Source organism: Arcobacter rhizosphaerae (assembly GCF_049472155.1).
Taxonomy (GTDB): domain Bacteria; phylum Campylobacterota; class Campylobacteria; order Campylobacterales; family Arcobacteraceae; genus Arcobacter_B.
On sequence record NZ_JBMOVW010000003.1, the window covers coordinates 271,665 to 287,652 of the forward strand.

At 28.5% G+C, this 15,988-nt stretch carries 14 protein-coding genes; all 14 read right to left on the reverse strand.

Annotated elements, in window-relative coordinates:
- Positions 1-106 precede the first annotated feature (106 nt).
- The 14 genes from ACH5BH_RS07255 to ACH5BH_RS07320 all read right to left on the reverse strand — a co-directional run bounded on the left by ACH5BH_RS07255 (position 107) and on the right by ACH5BH_RS07320 (position 15,863).
- Entirely contained in the window at positions 107-2,326 is a 2,220-nt protein-coding gene (locus ACH5BH_RS07255) for a PAS domain-containing sensor histidine kinase (protein ID WP_423297912.1), read from the reverse strand.
- Positions 2,326-3,276, reverse strand: a complete 951-nt coding sequence (locus ACH5BH_RS07260) for a substrate-binding domain-containing protein (protein WP_404305173.1) — start codon at positions 3,274-3,276, stop codon at positions 2,326-2,328. Before ACH5BH_RS07260 ends, ACH5BH_RS07255 begins: the two co-directional genes overlap by 1 nt.
- A 94-nt stretch (positions 3,277-3,370) precedes the next feature.
- Complete coding sequence (locus ACH5BH_RS07265; RefSeq protein WP_423297913.1) at positions 3,371-5,593, reverse strand: methyl-accepting chemotaxis protein; 2,223 nt, start codon at positions 5,591-5,593, stop codon at positions 3,371-3,373.
- An 11-nt stretch (positions 5,594-5,604) separates the two neighbouring features.
- A complete protein-coding gene (locus ACH5BH_RS07270; RefSeq protein ID WP_423297914.1) occupies positions 5,605-5,991 on the reverse strand; it encodes a PAS domain-containing protein in 387 nt (128 codons plus the stop codon).
- An 81-nt stretch (positions 5,992-6,072) separates the two neighbouring features.
- On the reverse strand, positions 6,073-7,035 hold the full coding sequence (locus tag ACH5BH_RS07275) for a metallophosphoesterase (protein WP_423297915.1): 963 nt from the start codon (positions 7,033-7,035) through the stop codon (positions 6,073-6,075).
- Between the two features lie 263 nt (positions 7,036-7,298).
- Positions 7,299-8,600, reverse strand: a complete 1,302-nt coding sequence (locus tag ACH5BH_RS07280; protein ID WP_404305181.1) for an aminotransferase class V-fold PLP-dependent enzyme — start codon at positions 8,598-8,600, stop codon at positions 7,299-7,301.
- Positions 8,601-8,700: 100 nt separating this feature from the next.
- Positions 8,701-9,795 carry a ferredoxin-like domain-containing protein gene (locus ACH5BH_RS07285; protein ID WP_404305183.1) on the reverse strand — a complete coding sequence of 365 codons (1,095 nt, stop codon included), beginning with the start codon at positions 9,793-9,795 and terminating at the stop codon, positions 8,701-8,703.
- Positions 9,795-11,252: a sulfate adenylyltransferase subunit CysN gene (gene cysN, locus ACH5BH_RS07290; protein ID WP_423297916.1), complete on the reverse strand. Its 1,458-nt coding sequence runs from the start codon at positions 11,250-11,252 to the stop codon at positions 9,795-9,797. The genes ACH5BH_RS07285 and cysN overlap by 1 nt, the downstream gene beginning before the upstream one ends.
- A gap of 1 nt (position 11,253) precedes the next feature.
- Positions 11,254-12,168 (reverse strand): sulfate adenylyltransferase subunit CysD, encoded by a 915-nt coding sequence (cysD, locus tag ACH5BH_RS07295; RefSeq protein WP_404305187.1) that lies wholly within the window; start codon positions 12,166-12,168, stop codon positions 11,254-11,256.
- Between the two features lie 61 nt (positions 12,169-12,229).
- On the reverse strand, positions 12,230-12,934 hold the full coding sequence (locus ACH5BH_RS07300) for a phosphoadenylyl-sulfate reductase (protein ID WP_423297917.1): 705 nt from the start codon (positions 12,932-12,934) through the stop codon (positions 12,230-12,232).
- Between the two features lie 11 nt (positions 12,935-12,945).
- Positions 12,946-13,176, reverse strand: coding sequence for a DUF2061 domain-containing protein (locus ACH5BH_RS07305; RefSeq protein ID WP_404305191.1), 231 nt, complete (start codon positions 13,174-13,176; stop codon positions 12,946-12,948).
- Between the two features lie 47 nt (positions 13,177-13,223).
- Positions 13,224-14,156 (reverse strand): cysteine synthase A, encoded by a 933-nt coding sequence (cysK, locus tag ACH5BH_RS07310; RefSeq protein ID WP_404305193.1) that lies wholly within the window; start codon positions 14,154-14,156, stop codon positions 13,224-13,226.
- A gap of 12 nt (positions 14,157-14,168) precedes the next feature.
- Positions 14,169-14,582 (reverse strand): RrF2 family transcriptional regulator, encoded by a 414-nt coding sequence (locus ACH5BH_RS07315; protein ID WP_404305195.1) that lies wholly within the window; start codon positions 14,580-14,582, stop codon positions 14,169-14,171.
- Positions 14,583-14,594: 12 nt separating this feature from the next.
- Positions 14,595-15,863, reverse strand: coding sequence for an O-acetylhomoserine aminocarboxypropyltransferase/cysteine synthase family protein (locus ACH5BH_RS07320; RefSeq protein ID WP_423297918.1), 1,269 nt, complete (start codon positions 15,861-15,863; stop codon positions 14,595-14,597).
- Positions 15,864-15,988 lie beyond the last annotated feature (125 nt).

Sequence of the window (15,988 nt, forward strand, 5' to 3'; positions counted from 1 at the left end):
AGGAGAAAAAAATGAAAAACAATATTAATACAAATAAAAAAGATTATATAATTTTAATAACAATATATTTTTTAACAATTACTACTAGTTTTTTAGCTATTGCAAACTAATTATTAAAAGATATTAAGAACTTAGCACCTGTATATTCTTTATCATTATAAGTATAGGTGCTATTTGAAGCAATAATTTTAGCATCATGGTGTTTTGTTATGATTTGATAAGTCATAGACAATCCAATCCCTGTACCAATATTTTTATGTTTTGTAGTAAAATATGGTTCAAAAATTTTATTTAATATCTCTTTTTTAATTCCACCACCATTATCTATGATAGATAAATCTAATCCAGTAGAAGTCTTTTTTGTTTCAATTATAATAATTTTTGTTTCATGTTTTTTAATATTCTCATTCATAGCATCTTTAGAATTATTTATAATATTAATTAGAGCTTGAATTAACTGATTTTCAAAAGCAGGAATTTCAATATCTTCATTACTATTTAAAATCAAATTAATTTCATTACTATTTAAAGTAGCTTTTAAAATATTTATAGTTTTATTTATTACATGAGAAACTAATACTATTTCTTTTTGCTCTTTATTTCTAATAAAATCTCTAAAGTCTTCAATTGTATTAGATAGATATTTTGCTTGTTTTGTAATATTGTCCATACTTTTATATAAATCTTCTTTACTTAATCTATTAACTTCATTTTTTAGAATGGTTGCACTTGAAATAGAAGTTATTACACTTAAAGGTTGTCTCCATTGGTGAGCTATATTACCTATCATTTCCCCCATTGAAGCTAGTTTAGATTGAGATTCCATTACTTTATTTTGAGTAATATCCCTTGAAATAGCTAGATATCCATAGATTTCATTATTTTTGTTTTTTAGGGCTGTTACATTTAAACTTACTGGTAAATGTTTACCTTCTTTAGTTTTATATGTCCATTCTCTTTCACTATTTTTAAGAAGTGACTTTGCAATAAATACACTAAAATCTGCTTCTATGTTTTCTCTTAATTTTATACTAAACTCTTTTGCTATTTGTTTTAACTCTTCTTCTAAATGGAAAATTAATAAAGTTTGTTTATTAACTAATTCTTCTTGAGTATAACCTGTTGTTATTTCTACTTCTTTATTTATTTGTTTAATTAAACCTTGTCTATCAGTTCTAATAATCATATATCCTGAGTTATCAAAAATTGTAGTTTGAAGTTCTAATGCTTCATATAATCTATTTTCACTATTCTTTTCATTTGTTACATCATAAAACCAACCAATAACTGCATCTTCATTATCAAAATGTATATTCATATAAGAAGCTAATGCCCAAATTCTTTTTTTATCAATATTTAATTCAATTAGTTTATTGTAAATTGTTTCATTTAATTTTAATCTATTTAGGATTTTTTTATATTCTTCTTTATCTTCATAATAATTTAGAGGTTTTTTAAAGTTATTATTTTTTTTGATTAGTTTTTTATAAGCATGATTAGCAAATACTACATCTTCACTATTACACTTTGCAATTCTAACTGCAATAGGACTGTTTTGTAGTAAATATTCAAGTTTATTTTGTTCATTTTTTAGATTTTCAGTAGATTTTTTAATAGTGTTTATCATATCATTAATACTACTTGATAGATTGTCAATTTCAATAAAAGCATTATTTTCAAGGAGTTTTGTAGGAATTCCATCTTTATCCATAGTTTTTAACGTTTTAGTAATATTTGAAATAGGTTTTAGAATAAAAGCTTTAATTGTTAAAAATAAAAATAGTATCATAAACAAAGATAAAATAAATGTATTTTTGATATTTTCAATAATAATTTCTTTTAATTCTTTATTCATTTTTTCATCAGAAATATAAATACTAATAGTTCCAATCTCATTTCCAAAAGAAGAAGTTATTTTATATGTATCTGAATAAAAAGAGTTTTTCAATTCTTTGTTTTGTTTTTTGTTCAAGGGATCATAATCTATGATTTTTCCATTGTACTTAATTTTTCCACTAGAAAGATATTTTTCTCCTAATATTTTACCCATATTGTAGTCGTTTATTATAATGGCAAAGATATCTTTTCTACTTAGTTCATTGTAAATAAGGTTATTATATTCATTTATCGCATAAGCTGAAATAAGGTTTTTGATATTGTCTTTTAATGATAAAATAGTATTTCTTGAATCTATTTTCATATTCTCAATAATTTTGTTTTTTGTATTTATATAACTATATGTAGAGTTTATGCTCATTGTTAAAACTACTGTAGAAATAATTGTAAGAGCTAGTGCAAAATATAAAGATAATTTTATTTTTTTCATTATCTTTCTATTCCTAATACATTTAGATTAATTGTAGATTTTTTCTCTTCTATATTTTTAGTTGAGACTATTAAAATAGGAACTTGAATATCTTTAATAACTTTTTTGCCAATAAAGTGTTTATGCATAGAAATAGCAGCTTTTTGTCCCATAAGGTAAGGTTGCTGCATTCCTGAGGCAATAATAGTATTTTGACTAATAAGTTCAACAAATTCAGGCTCTGCATCAAAAGCAATAAGCAAAATTTCATTCTCTTTTTTCATATCTTTTATGGCAGAAATAGCACCTTTATAAATATTTGAAGTTTGAATCCAAATAGCACCTAAATTAGGAAATCTGTTTATCATATCTTTTGTATATTTATAAGTTTCTTCATTACTCCAATTAATTAGTTGTTTTATATCAGCACCTTTTATATTGGCTTGGTTTAAAGCTTCCATAAAACCTGCTGTTCTTTCTTGTCCATTTAATCTTTTTTGGGGTATTGCTATAATTCCAACTTTTTTATTATGAATATTTCTTTTCTTCATTTCTTCTGATAATACTATACCTAAGTTATATGAACCTAATTTATTATTTGATGAAATATAAGAAACATAATCACCCTTATCTGTTCCAACATCAGCAATTATTACTGGAATATTTGCTTTTTTTGCAAGTTTTAAAATAGTAACACAAGCAGATGAATTTGTAGGGGATAGAATTATTCCATCTACTTCATCTTTTATAGCTTTAATAGTATGCATAAGCTCTTTTTTTGCGCTATTTTGTGAGTCAAAAATTTTAAATACATAATCTTGTTTTTCAGTAATATTATGAATACCTTTTGACATTATCTTCCAAAAAGGAATATTCATATCAGCTGTGATATATACTATTTTTTTAGAGTTAGCATTTAGCATCAAGGTACTTAAAAGAGTGAAAATCAATAGAATTTTTTTTAAGTTCATAGTATACCTAAAGTTATTTTTTTAGTTATACATTGTACATTTATTTATTTTTATATTTTATTAAGAATGATGACTAAAAAGAGAATATCTCTTTTTAGTTAAATTTTTTGCTATTTGTATTTTTAATAATTTCTATAGCAATATCATTTGTTTTAGCTGCAATATCTTTTGCATTATTAGCTACTTTTGCATTTTCTTGTGTTAATTGGTCTATTTTTGTAATAGCTTCATTGATTTGTGAAATTGTTCTACTTTGTTCTTGCGTAGAGTCTGTAACAGAGGCAATAATATCACTTGTATTTTCAATTTTTTCATTTAGTTTATTAAAGCCTTCAATCATTTCTTCTGAGCTATTTTTACCCTCAGCTGCTTTTTCTTTTGCTTTTTCAACAAGTTCTTGTATCTCTTTTGCCGCTTCAGCACTTCTTCCTGCTAGGTTTCTTACTTCTTGAGCTACAACTGCAAAGCCTTTCCCTGCTTCACCTGCTGTTGCTGCTTCTACAGCTGCATTTAGTGATAAAATATTTGTTTGGAAGGCAATTTGATCAATAATTGTAATAGCTTCATTTATTTCTTGAGTTGCATTATTTATCTCTTCCATAGAGTTTTGAGTTTTTCTAGCTAAGTTTTTACCATCATTTGCATAAGTTAAAGTCTCTTTTGATAATTGTTGCATATTTATAGCCTGAGAAGAAATTTCTCTTATTGAAGCAGTTGTTTCTTCTATTGAAGCAGCTGTTTCTTCAATAGATGCAGCTTGAGATAAAGCAGAGTTACTTAACTGTTCCACATTAGATGATAACTCTTTAGAGTTTTCATTTAAAAGGTCACCATTGTTTTTGTTTTCTCTTAGCATTGCAGTTATTGCTTCACCTAAAGCATTAATTCCATCAATTAATTTTTTTGTTTCACCATGGATATTTTTATTATCTATTTTTGATAAATAGTCATAACTTGTATATTTATTTAATTCATCTAAAATATTATTCATAAGCGCTTCTTGATTTTGAAGCATCTTATTAATTGTTTTAGCAAAGGTTCTTATTTGAGGATTAGCAGGCATTGACATTACTTGATTATGATAATTTCCTTGTTCTAGTTTGTTTAGAACTAAAATAGCTTCTCCTACACACTTCATATCTTGTTCAAGCTCTATTTCCAAAATTTCAAGATTTTTATTTATAAATTGAGCTATCTCACCTAGCTCTCCTCTTGATGTAACATCTATATGGTCAAAGGTATTTCTTTTTCTATTCATAAAATCAAAGAATACTTCAATTCCATGTCTAATTTTCATAATCGAGTTAATAATTGTTTTTGTATTATAAATAGCAATTAATGCAGTAATTAGGATAATTACTATAACAAAGATAGATAGAAGAAGGAATTTATTTAAAGCTTTATCTTTTTTTATGATTGTATCAGTTATCACTTCATTTGAAATATAATCATCTATTTTTTTAAGAAGATTAATTTTATTAGTAATTGTTTTAAACCAATGAGTTGCATCTATATTAAAATTCCCTTGATTACTAGAAATAATAACTTCTCTTAATCTTTTTACTTCTTCTATAGATTTACCTTTAAGATTTTCATTTTTAAATTTTATAAAATTCTTTTTTGCTAAAGAATTAAAAGTTGACATATAGGCATCTTGTTGTGCTATTAAAGTAATAAATTTAGCTTGAAATCCAGGAAGTAATTTATTTGCTGCAAATATTGCTGAACCTACTGCTCTTTCAATTCCAGCTCTTTCTTTTGCTTCTAAAAATGCATAGTAAGACATAGTTTCCATAGTTATTTCACTATTTAAAGACTGTTTTGATGTTATTGTAATATATTTTAAGAAAATTGAATTAAGGTTTGTATAATAAGAAATAGCATCTTTTAAAGGGATATCAAAACTACTTACTTTAGTTCTAATAGAGTTTATTTTTGATATTTCATTTAAAATTGTATCTAGGTTTTCTTTTTCATTACTATTAATTAAAGTAGTTAACTCATTATCTTTTATAAAGAGTTTTATTTCATTTAGTTTCTTATTTGTTAAATCCCTTTGTTTTGATAAAATATCTTTGAATTTAACACCTTTGCTTCCTAAAAAACCTGCCGTTGCACCTCTTTCTTTTTGTGTTTCATGTACAAGGTGAGATATTTTAGAATTAAATTTCATAAGTATTTCAAGTTCTTTTAAATTATTATATTTTGTATATCCTTGAAATAATAATATTGAAGAGACTATTAATATAGCTATCATTGGTATAGTTATAGTTACTAATAGTTTACTTTTAATAGGTAAATCTTTTAAAAAATTCATCGTAGCTTCTCCTAGTTCATTGTGCTATAAAGCTCTTTGGCTTTTTGTATTTCATCTCTTGAAGCTACTTTTCTACAGGACATGTAACCTTTAGAACCATCACTAGACTCTAAAGGATAAATAGTTGCATAAACCCAATAAAAATTATTATGTTTTGTTTTATTTTTTACAAAACCTTTCCAAACTTTACCTTTTTGTATAGTTTTCCATAAATCTTCAAAAGCTGCATTAGGCATATCTGGATGTCTTAAAATATTATGTGGTTTTCCAATTAGTTCATCAAGAGTAAACTCACTAATCTCGCAAAACTCATCATTTGCATACTTTATAAAGCCTTTCTCATCTGTTTCTGAAACAATAAATGAATTATTATCTAGTAGTATTTCTTTACCACTCATTAACTTCCTTTTATAAATAAATAGCGCATTATATAATAAGAATTATTAATAAATAAAAGGAAGTTTTTTTGAATTTTTATTCTAAGATAATTTTAAGTAACTAATTTCAGAACTAGCACCAAGTCTCATGGGTGGTCCCCAAAAGCCTGTGCCTTTGTTTACATAAACTTGGGTAGTTTTGTTGTGTTTATTTAAACCTCTTACATAAGGTTGTTGGAGTTTAACAAGATAATTAAATGGAAAAATTTGTCCACCATGAGTATGCCCACATAAAATCAAATCAATATCTTTTGTATCTATATCATTTACATATCTAGGTTGGTGTGCAAGTAAAATAGTAGGAGAGTTCTTTTTATCTTCTAATGCCTTATTTATATTGGGAATAAAATCTCCATATCTATGCCCAAAAACATCATATACTCCTGCTAGATTGAAGCCTTCATTCTCTTCTCCAACATATACCGATTCATTTTCTAAAACTTTTATACCAAGAAAATTTACATAATCAATAATAGGCTTTACCCCATGAAAATACTCATGATTTCCAACTATAAAATATGTACCATATTTAGATTCTAGTTTTGCTAATTCATTTAAAGCAGGTTTTGCGAACTTTAGTTTAGTATCTACTAAATCACCTGTAATTACAATAACATCAGGGCTTAGCTTATTTACCTTTTTTACAAGGTCTTCTATAAAAGTTTTATCAATAAGTCCCCCAATATGTACATCACTTAGTTGTACTAGATTATAAGGTTTTTTTAGATTTTTTATTTTTATATTAATATTTTCAGTTTCTATGGTTTTTGCATTTTGCATAGCTTTGGCATTTGTTCCAACAACAAGTGAAACAGCACCAATATCCAAGGATTTTTTTAAAAAATTTCTTCGATTTTCTTTGAAAGGAGTTTTCTTTACCCCATAAGAGATGATTTCATGAATAATTGTTATGATAAATGTAAGAAAAATCACCCCAATAGGTAAAGATAATAGGAAATATAACCAGTTGGGTACAACTGGATAATATCTAGCAAATGGGTACATACATACCCCAAAAAATGTTATATATAAAAATATGCTAAGATATTTTTTTGTCTTATCACTAAAGTCTAGTTTATTAATAAGACGTTTCTTTATTATAAAAGTTTGAAGAGCAAACACTAATATGAAAATTGTCATAAATATTATAAAACTCATGGGGAATTATATACAGCAAAAATTAATAGATATTTAACAAAAAATAAAAATTATATTAAATGAGAAAATTTATTGTTTAAGTAAAAATACACCAATTAAAAGGTGTACTTTTATTTACTTTGTTTGCTAATACAGTTTACTAAATTTCTGATTTCATCAGGAGTTTGTGTATAATGAATAGAGATTCTAAGCCAGCCTGGTTTATTTGATATATCTGGATCGTTTATTCCCAATAAATCATGTCCATAAGGTCCTGCACATGAACATCCAGCTCTAGTTTGGAAGCCATCTGTTGCTGATAATTTAGCACATAGTTCATAAGGATCTATATTGTTTATATTAAAAGAAACAATACCAATATTATCCTCACCTTGATGCCCATAAATTTCACAGTTTGGTAGTTTTTTAAGCTCTTCAATAAAAAGTGTTTTTAATTTTGTTTTTTGTTCATTTATAAAATCAAAACCAACTTCATTTCTTAATTGATAAGCTAAAGAAGCTCTAATAAATTGTAAAATTCCAGGTGTTCCTGCATCTTCTCTTATTTCTATATCTTTTTGGTAAACTTGACTTTCTTTATTTACATATTCAACTGTTCCACCTGCTGCAAAAGTAGGAGATAGTTTTGTATCTATTAAAGATTTTTTTACTATTAAAAGTCCACAAGAACCAGGGCCTCCAAGAAGTTTATGAGGCGACATAAACATAGCATCATAATATTTACTTGGTACATTCATATAAGGTGAGCTAGCAGCTGCATCAAAACATACTAAAGCTTTATATTTTCTAAGAAGTTTTGAGATTTTTTTGTAAGGTGTGATGATACCAGTTACATTTGAAGCAATACAGAAAGAACCTATAATTTCTCTTCCTTCATTTTTCTTCAAAATCTTCTTTAGATGTTTCATGTCGATTAAACCTTCATCATCAAGTTTAACCCTTTTGATTTCACAAAGTGCTTCTCTAAATGATACTTCATTTGAGTGATGTTCATAAGGTCCAACTATAACTAAAGGTAACTTTTTTTTATCTACTTTTATTTTATATCTCTTTTTAGTTGCAGGAGGAATATAAAGTCCAAGTAATTCTTGTAGGTGTTTAATAGCAGCAGTTGTACCACAGCCACTTGGAAGTATGGCAAAATCTTCATTTACTTCAAGGTTTTTTGCTAGATTTGCTCGTGCTTGTTCATAATAATATGTTGTTGCTTTTGCATTAGTTGATTCCATAGAATGGGTATTTGCATAAGTTTCTAATACATCTCTTATTCTATTTTCAATAGGTCTAAAGGCAAGTCCTGAGGCTGTATAGTCAAAATACTCACTTTTACTTTTTCCTATTGTATTGTATTTTAAAAAGTCTAATTTTTTAGTATTTTCATTAAAAAAAGGTTTAAATATATCTCTTGTCATTGTTTGCTCGTTAAATTAGTTAGGATTATTAGTTTTATAATTTTAAGTTATTTATCATAAGAGTTTGCTTGTACATTGTGTAAACCTCTTTGTAGAGGTCTTACACTAAAGCATTAAACTCAATTGTTTTTAAGTCTTTTACAAAATTATTTGCTTCATTTGTTGGTGCGTCTAAAACGATAACATTTGCTTTGTGTGTTAATTTTATTTTAGAGGCACCATATTTTTTAAGTAAACTTATAAGCGTTTCTATTTTTTTTGAACCTATATCTAGCGTTTTTAGTTTACATCCAATATAACTTTGTCCTTCAACTTTACTCTCATTTATTCCAAGTCTTGGTGCTTTGCCTTCTACAAATTCTTCATCAATATCAAAATCTTTTATTCTAAATGTTACTGATGAATCTAAAATATCAAAGAATTTACTAAAGCCCCAAGAACCAACTAGATATTGGAAAGTACTATCTTCAATATCATCTCTTATTCCAAAATCTTTATATATTTTGGCAATTGCTCTTGCTGTTGGAACTATCTGTGATGAAGTTATAAAGCCTAAATGCTCACCAATTACTCTTAATGAATAAACAACCTTACCTTTTTCATTTTTAGTTGCATTGAAACTTATATCAGGTGTATAAGTCAAAGCACAACCTTGTGCATAACCACTTACAGCAATTGTTAATTCATTTGGTAAATTAGAAAAGTTTTTATTCCCAATAAATGTTTCATTTAATTTTTTTGCAATATCACTTACATCAGCTATTTGTGTTTTATCTATTCCGTTTACAGGACAAGTAATGATATTTTTTACATTATGTCCTGCTTCAAAAATAGTTTTTAATCCAACACCTTGTAAAAGATTAAAAACTTCTGGTAGATTATGCATTTTTAGCCATTTTAACTCAACTTTTTGGTAAGTATCAAATAATAAACTATTTTTTGCATATTTTTTTGATATAGTTAACAAAGTTTCTAATTGTTCTAGGTTTAACTCACCTAATGGCAAAGGAATTTTTAGTCTAAAATATTCTTTGGTATCTTCTTGTTTATGAATACCGTACCATTTAAATCTAATTAAATCCTCTTCACTGGCTTTCTCACCTAAAACAGCATAGATGTAGATATCACTTAAGACATCTAATCCATCTTTATTTTTTTTTATTTGTTCTATATCCATAGCTAAATTCCTTGACATTAGATAGCCTTACAATTCCATTCAGGGTAGTTTTTTCTAATGAATTCGTTTAATTCAATTTCAGCTTGACTGTAAACTTTTTTCTCTTCTTCTAAATGGGCAAAACCTTCAATTGATGATACAATCATACCTGCACCAACTGTAGAATTAGTGTATTTATCAATAATGATAAAACTTCCAGTATATCTATTTTCATGATATGGATCTACAGCAATTTCCCTATCAAGTGAGATAGTACATTTTGCAATATCATTTAACTCTAATTTATCTGCTTTAATTTCTTCAAAAGTATTAATATTTTTCTTAAATTCAATACTATTAAACGCTCCATTTAGTACAGATGTTGCTCTTTTAATTACATAGTTTTGATTTAGAGTTAATGGTTGCTCATCCATCCATACTACCATAGCTGATAGATGATTTGACACTTTTGGAATATCATCTGATTTTACAATCATATCCCCTCTACTTATATCAATCTCATCTTCAAGTGTAATTGTTGTCGCCATTGGTGCAAAGGCTGTATCAATAGTCTCTACAACTTCATCTTTTCCAATTGGTCTTAAATCTTTAATATCATTTGATACTATAGATTTAACCTTAGAAGTTTTTCTTGAAGGTAGTACTGTAATCTCATCACCAACACTAATACTACCACTAGCAATAGTCCCAGAAAACCCTCTAAAGTTTAAGTGAGGTCTAATTACATATTGAACTGGTAATCTAAATGACTTAGACTCTTTTTTATGAATTTCAATAGTATCTAATAGCTGCATTAATGGCTTATTTGTATACCAAGGAGATTTCTCTGAGTTAGTTAGGATATTATCTCCATCTAAAGCAGAAATTGGAATGAATTCAATATTTAAATCTTCATTATGTGGAAGATTTGGAATAATTTCATTGTAATCGCTTTTGATATTTTCAAATACTTCTTGTGAAAAATCAACTAAGTCCATCTTATTAATAGCCACGATTAGGTTTTTAATTCCTAACTGTGATGCAATATAAGAGTGTCTTTTAGTTTGTGTTAAAATTCCTTGTCTAGCATCAATTAAGATAATCGCAACATCTGCTGTTGAAGCACCTGTTGCCATGTTTCTTGTGTATTGCTCGTGACCTGGAGTATCTGCAATAATAAATTTTCTTTTATCAGTTGAGAAAAATCTATAAGCAACATCAATTGTAATACCTTGCTCTCTCTCACTTGCTAATCCATCAACTAAAAGTGCTAAGTCAATCTTTTCACCAGTTGTTCCAACTTTTTTACTATCTTTTTCAATAGCTGCTAATTGGTCTTCAAAAATCATTTTTGAATCATAAAGTAATCTTCCAATTAAAGTTGACTTACCGTCATCAACTGACCCACAAGTTATAAATCTTAAAATCTCTTTGTTTTCATGCTCTTTTAAATATTGTTCAATATTTTCTGAAATTAAATCTGATTGATGTGCCATCTTAAAAATACCCTTCTTGTTTCTTTTTCTCCATTGATGCGTCACCATCACTATCTATTAGTCTTCCTTGTCTCTCACTTGTTGTACAAACAAGCATTTCTTGAATAATCTCTGGAAGAGTTGTTGCTTCACTTTCAACTGCTCCTGTTAGAGGATAACATCCAAGTGTTCTAAATCTAACCTTCTCTTTTTTAGCAGTTGCTCTTAAATCAGCAGGAACTCTATCATCATCAACCATGATTTTTGTACCCATGTACTCTACAACTTCTCTTTCTTTTGAGAAGTATAAATCAGGAATTGGAATTTCTTCTAAATAGATATATTGCCAAATATCAAGTTCTGTCCAGTTAGAAAGTGGGAATACTCTAATTGATTCACCTTGTGTGTGTTTACCATTGTAAATATTCCATAACTCAGGTCTTTGATTTTTTGGATCCCATCTATGGTTTTTATCTCTAAATGAGTAAATTCTCTCTTTAGCTCTTGATTTTTCTTCATCTCTTCTTGCACCTCCAAATACAGCATCAAACTTTTGGATATTTAAAGCATTTTTTAATCCCTCAGTTTTCATGATATCTGTATGTAAAGCAGAACCGTGTTCAAATGGAGAGATATCCATTTCAATTCCTTTAGGATTTGAATAAACAATTAATTCCATTCCTACTTCTTTAGCTCTTCTATCTCTAAATTCAATCATTTCTTTGAATTTCCATTTTGTGTCCACGTGCATTAAAGGTAATGGAGGTGGAGCAGGGTAGAATGCTTTTTGTAAAAGATGTAGCATTACAGAAGAGTCTTTACCTACTGAGTAAAGCATTCCAGGGTTTGAAAACTCTGCAACTACTTCTCTCATTATATGCATAGACTCAGCTTCTAGTTGTTTTAAATGTGTTAATCTCTCTTGGCTTATTTCCATTTTTTATTCTCCATTAATTTCGACTAGCTCAAATTAAAAGTTTGAATTAATCTGTAAAAATTTATTTTTTGTGTAAACCACACTCTTTATGTTCTGGGTTCTCCCACCACCATCTACCGGCTCTTATATCTTCACCGTCCCGTACGGCTCTGGTACAGGGTGCACATCCAATACTTGGGAAGCCTTGGTCATGTAACTTGTTATATGGAACTTTGTTTTCTTTGATGTAGTTCCATACATCTTCTTCACTCCAGTTGATAATAGGATTTACTTTGATAACTTTAAAAGCTTCATCCCATTCAATTACTGGCATATTTGTTCTTGTTACACTTTGAGCTGCTCTAAGTCCTGTAATCCAAACATCTAAATCTTTTAGTGCTCTTTTTAAAGGCTCTATTTTTCTAATACCACAACAGTTCTTTCTCTTCTCAATACTTTCATAGTGTCCATTTACACCTTGTTCTTGATATAACTCTTGAACTTTTTGGCTATCTGGAAAAAATACATCTATTTTAATGTTGTATTTTAGATTTGTTGCATCCATAACATCATAAGTTTCAGGGTGCAGTCTTCCTGTATCAAGTGTAAAAATTCTAGCTTCTTTATCTTGTTTTAGCATGATATCTGTAACAGCTTGATCTTCTGCTGCTAAACTAGAACTTAGAGCAACTTTACCTTTATAGTTTTCTAAAAAGAAAGCTAATACTTCTTGTGTTGATTTGTTTTCTAAATCTTTATTTAATTTATCTACTATTTCTTTACTCATAAATACCTTACCTAAATTTGATAATCATTTTCTGCTGGTTTAACTCTTCCAAGATTTATCTTATTCCAAGCTCTTTCATGGAAATAATATAAAACCATCTTAGTAACAAGTTCAATAGAACCAATTGAAGCTGCCATTGCTAAGTTTCCAGTAATAAAATAAGAGATGATTATTGTGTCAAGAGTTCCTAGAGTTCTCCAAGATATAGTCTTTACGACAGATCTATAAGGTTTTTCGTGCATTTTAATTTCCCTTCTTTATTAAAGGGCTATATAATGATGAAGAGTTTCTACTCTTCATCATAGTTATATAGTCCTGAACTTAAATATCTTTCACCTGTATCACAAAGAATTGTAACAATTGTTTTTCCTTTATTCTCAGGTCTATTTGCGATTACATCCGCTGCATAAGCATTTGCTCCTGCTGAAATACCAATTAATAGACCTTCTGTTTGTGCAAGGTTTCTTGATGTTTCAATAGCAGTTTCATTTGCTACTGTAATAACTTCATCAAATACATCTGTATTTAATACATCTGGAACAAATCCAGCTCCAATACCTTGAATCTTATGAGGACCTGGTTTTCCACCACTTAATACAGGTGATGCTTCTGGCTCAACTGCAATTACTTTAATATCTGGATTATGTTGTTTTAAAACTTCACCAACACCTGTAATAGTTCCACCAGTACCAATAGCAGCAACTAAAATATCAACTTTCCCATCTGTATCTTTTAAAATCTCTTGTGCAGTTGTTTTTCTATGAATATCAGGGTTTGCACCGTTATTGAACTGCTGAGGAATAAAAGAGTTTTCTGTTTGTTGTGCTAATTCATTTGCTTTATCAATAGCACCTTTCATACCTTTTTCAGGCTCTGTTAATACTAAATCAGCACCTAAAGCTTTTAATAATCTTCTTCTTTCAATACTCATTGATGAAGGCATAGTAAGAACTAATTTAATTCCTAAAGCTGCACAAACAGAAGCTAAAGCAATACCAGTATTACCAGAAGTTGGTTCAATTACAGTTGTATCTTTATTGATTAAACCTTGCTCTAATGCTGTGTTAATCATGTTTGTACCAATTCTATCTTTAACAGAATGAGAAGGGTTCATAAATTCACATTTTCCTAATACTGTTGCACCACTTTTGTTACTTGAACCTTGTAGTTTTACTAGTGGAGTGTTTCCAATTAATTGTGTTAAGTTTTCAGCGTAATTCATAATTTATTTCCTTTATATACTATAATGTAAAAATTCATTGTATTTATCTTGATATTCATCTAAACCTGCTAGAGTCACATCAAATATTTTTTTCATGCTTTGCTTCGAATCATCAAAAAAGATATTCAAAATTGGATTTGAAGCTTTTGCATCAACAATCTTTAAATCATCCTCTAATGCTATTAAGATATCAACAACTTTAATATCTTTAGCATCATGAGCTAGGATATATCCACCCTTAGCACCTCTAATACTCTTTACAAGTTCGGCTCTTCTTAACTTACTTAGAAGTTGTTCCAAGTAGTTTTGAGGAATGTTTGCATTTGAAGAAATCTCCTTGATTTGCATAGGAGTTTCTTTATCATGCTTACTTAGTTCGTACATGGCTGTAAGACCATATACACCTTTTGTGGATATTAACGGCATTTTATTTCTCTCTTAATTTAATGCTTGATTTAAATCTTCAATTAAATCAGCAGGATTTTCTAAACCAACTGATAATCTAACCGTAGTAGGGTTTACACCAGCTTTTGCTAACTCTTCAGGGCTTAACTGAGAGTGAGTAGTTGATGCAGGTTGTACAATAAGTGATTTTGAATCACCAATATTTACAACAACACTAAATAGTTTAGTACTATCAATCACTTTTTTCGCATCTTCATAACTTTGAGCTTCAAAAGAGATAAGACCAGAAGCTTTCCCACCTTCAAAATACTTTTGTGCTTTATCATAGTATGGACTTGACTCTAATCCAGGGTAGTTAACTGATTTAACTTTTGGATGAGACTCTAAGAATTTAGCAATCTCTAAAGAGTTTTTAGAGTGTTTTTCCATTCTAAGTTCTAAAGTTTCAATAGTTTGTAATAGTAACCAAGATGTATTTGGAGATTGACAAGCTCCAATATCTCTTAGTAATGCTAACCTAATTCTTAAACAAAAGTTTGGTAATGGCACATCAGTGTAAACTAAACCATGGTAACTTGCATCTGGTTGCACAAAGTGATAGTATCTTTTAGAGTTCTCTTTAAAGAAATTTGCTAAACCATCTCTTTCAATAATAGCACCACCAACAGCAGTACCTTGACCATTGATAAACTTAGATGTAGAGTGAACTACTACGTCAACTCCCCATTTGATTGGATTAAATAAAGCTGGACTTGCTACTGTGTTATCACAAATAGTTAAAACTCCATTTCTTTTACCAATCTCTACGATTTTTTCCACATCTGCAATTGCAATTTGTGGGTTTGATAAAGACTCAAAGAAAATCGCTTTTGTCTTATCATCAATTTGCTCTTCTAAATTTGAAGCATCGGCACTTTTAAATACTTTTGCTGTAATTCCAAATCTTTTAATAGTGTGAGTTAAAAGTGTAACAGCTCCACCATATAATTTGTCAGAGATAAGGATATTGTCACCTGCTTCTGCTACGTTTGAAATAGCGTAAAAAATAGCAGCTTGACCACTAGATACACAAATAGCTCCAGCTCCACCTTCAAGTTGAGCAAGTCTTTGCTCTAATACATCAGTAGTTGGATTTGTCAATCTAGTATAGATTGAACCTAACTCTTTTAATGCAAATAAGTTTGCAGCATGCTCTGCATCTCTAAATGCGTACGCAGTTGTTTGAGCAATTGGCACAGACATAGTACCCCAACCCTCTTTATTGTTGTAGCCTCCATGTACTGCAATTGTTTCTTTATGCATTTTGTATCCTTTATATTTTTCTTCTTTCTTCTTTTTGTATGTTGAAATTGTAATATATTTTAAAATCAATGTCAAGTGATTTAATCATAATTAACTTAATATTCTTTACTAAATTACTATTATTT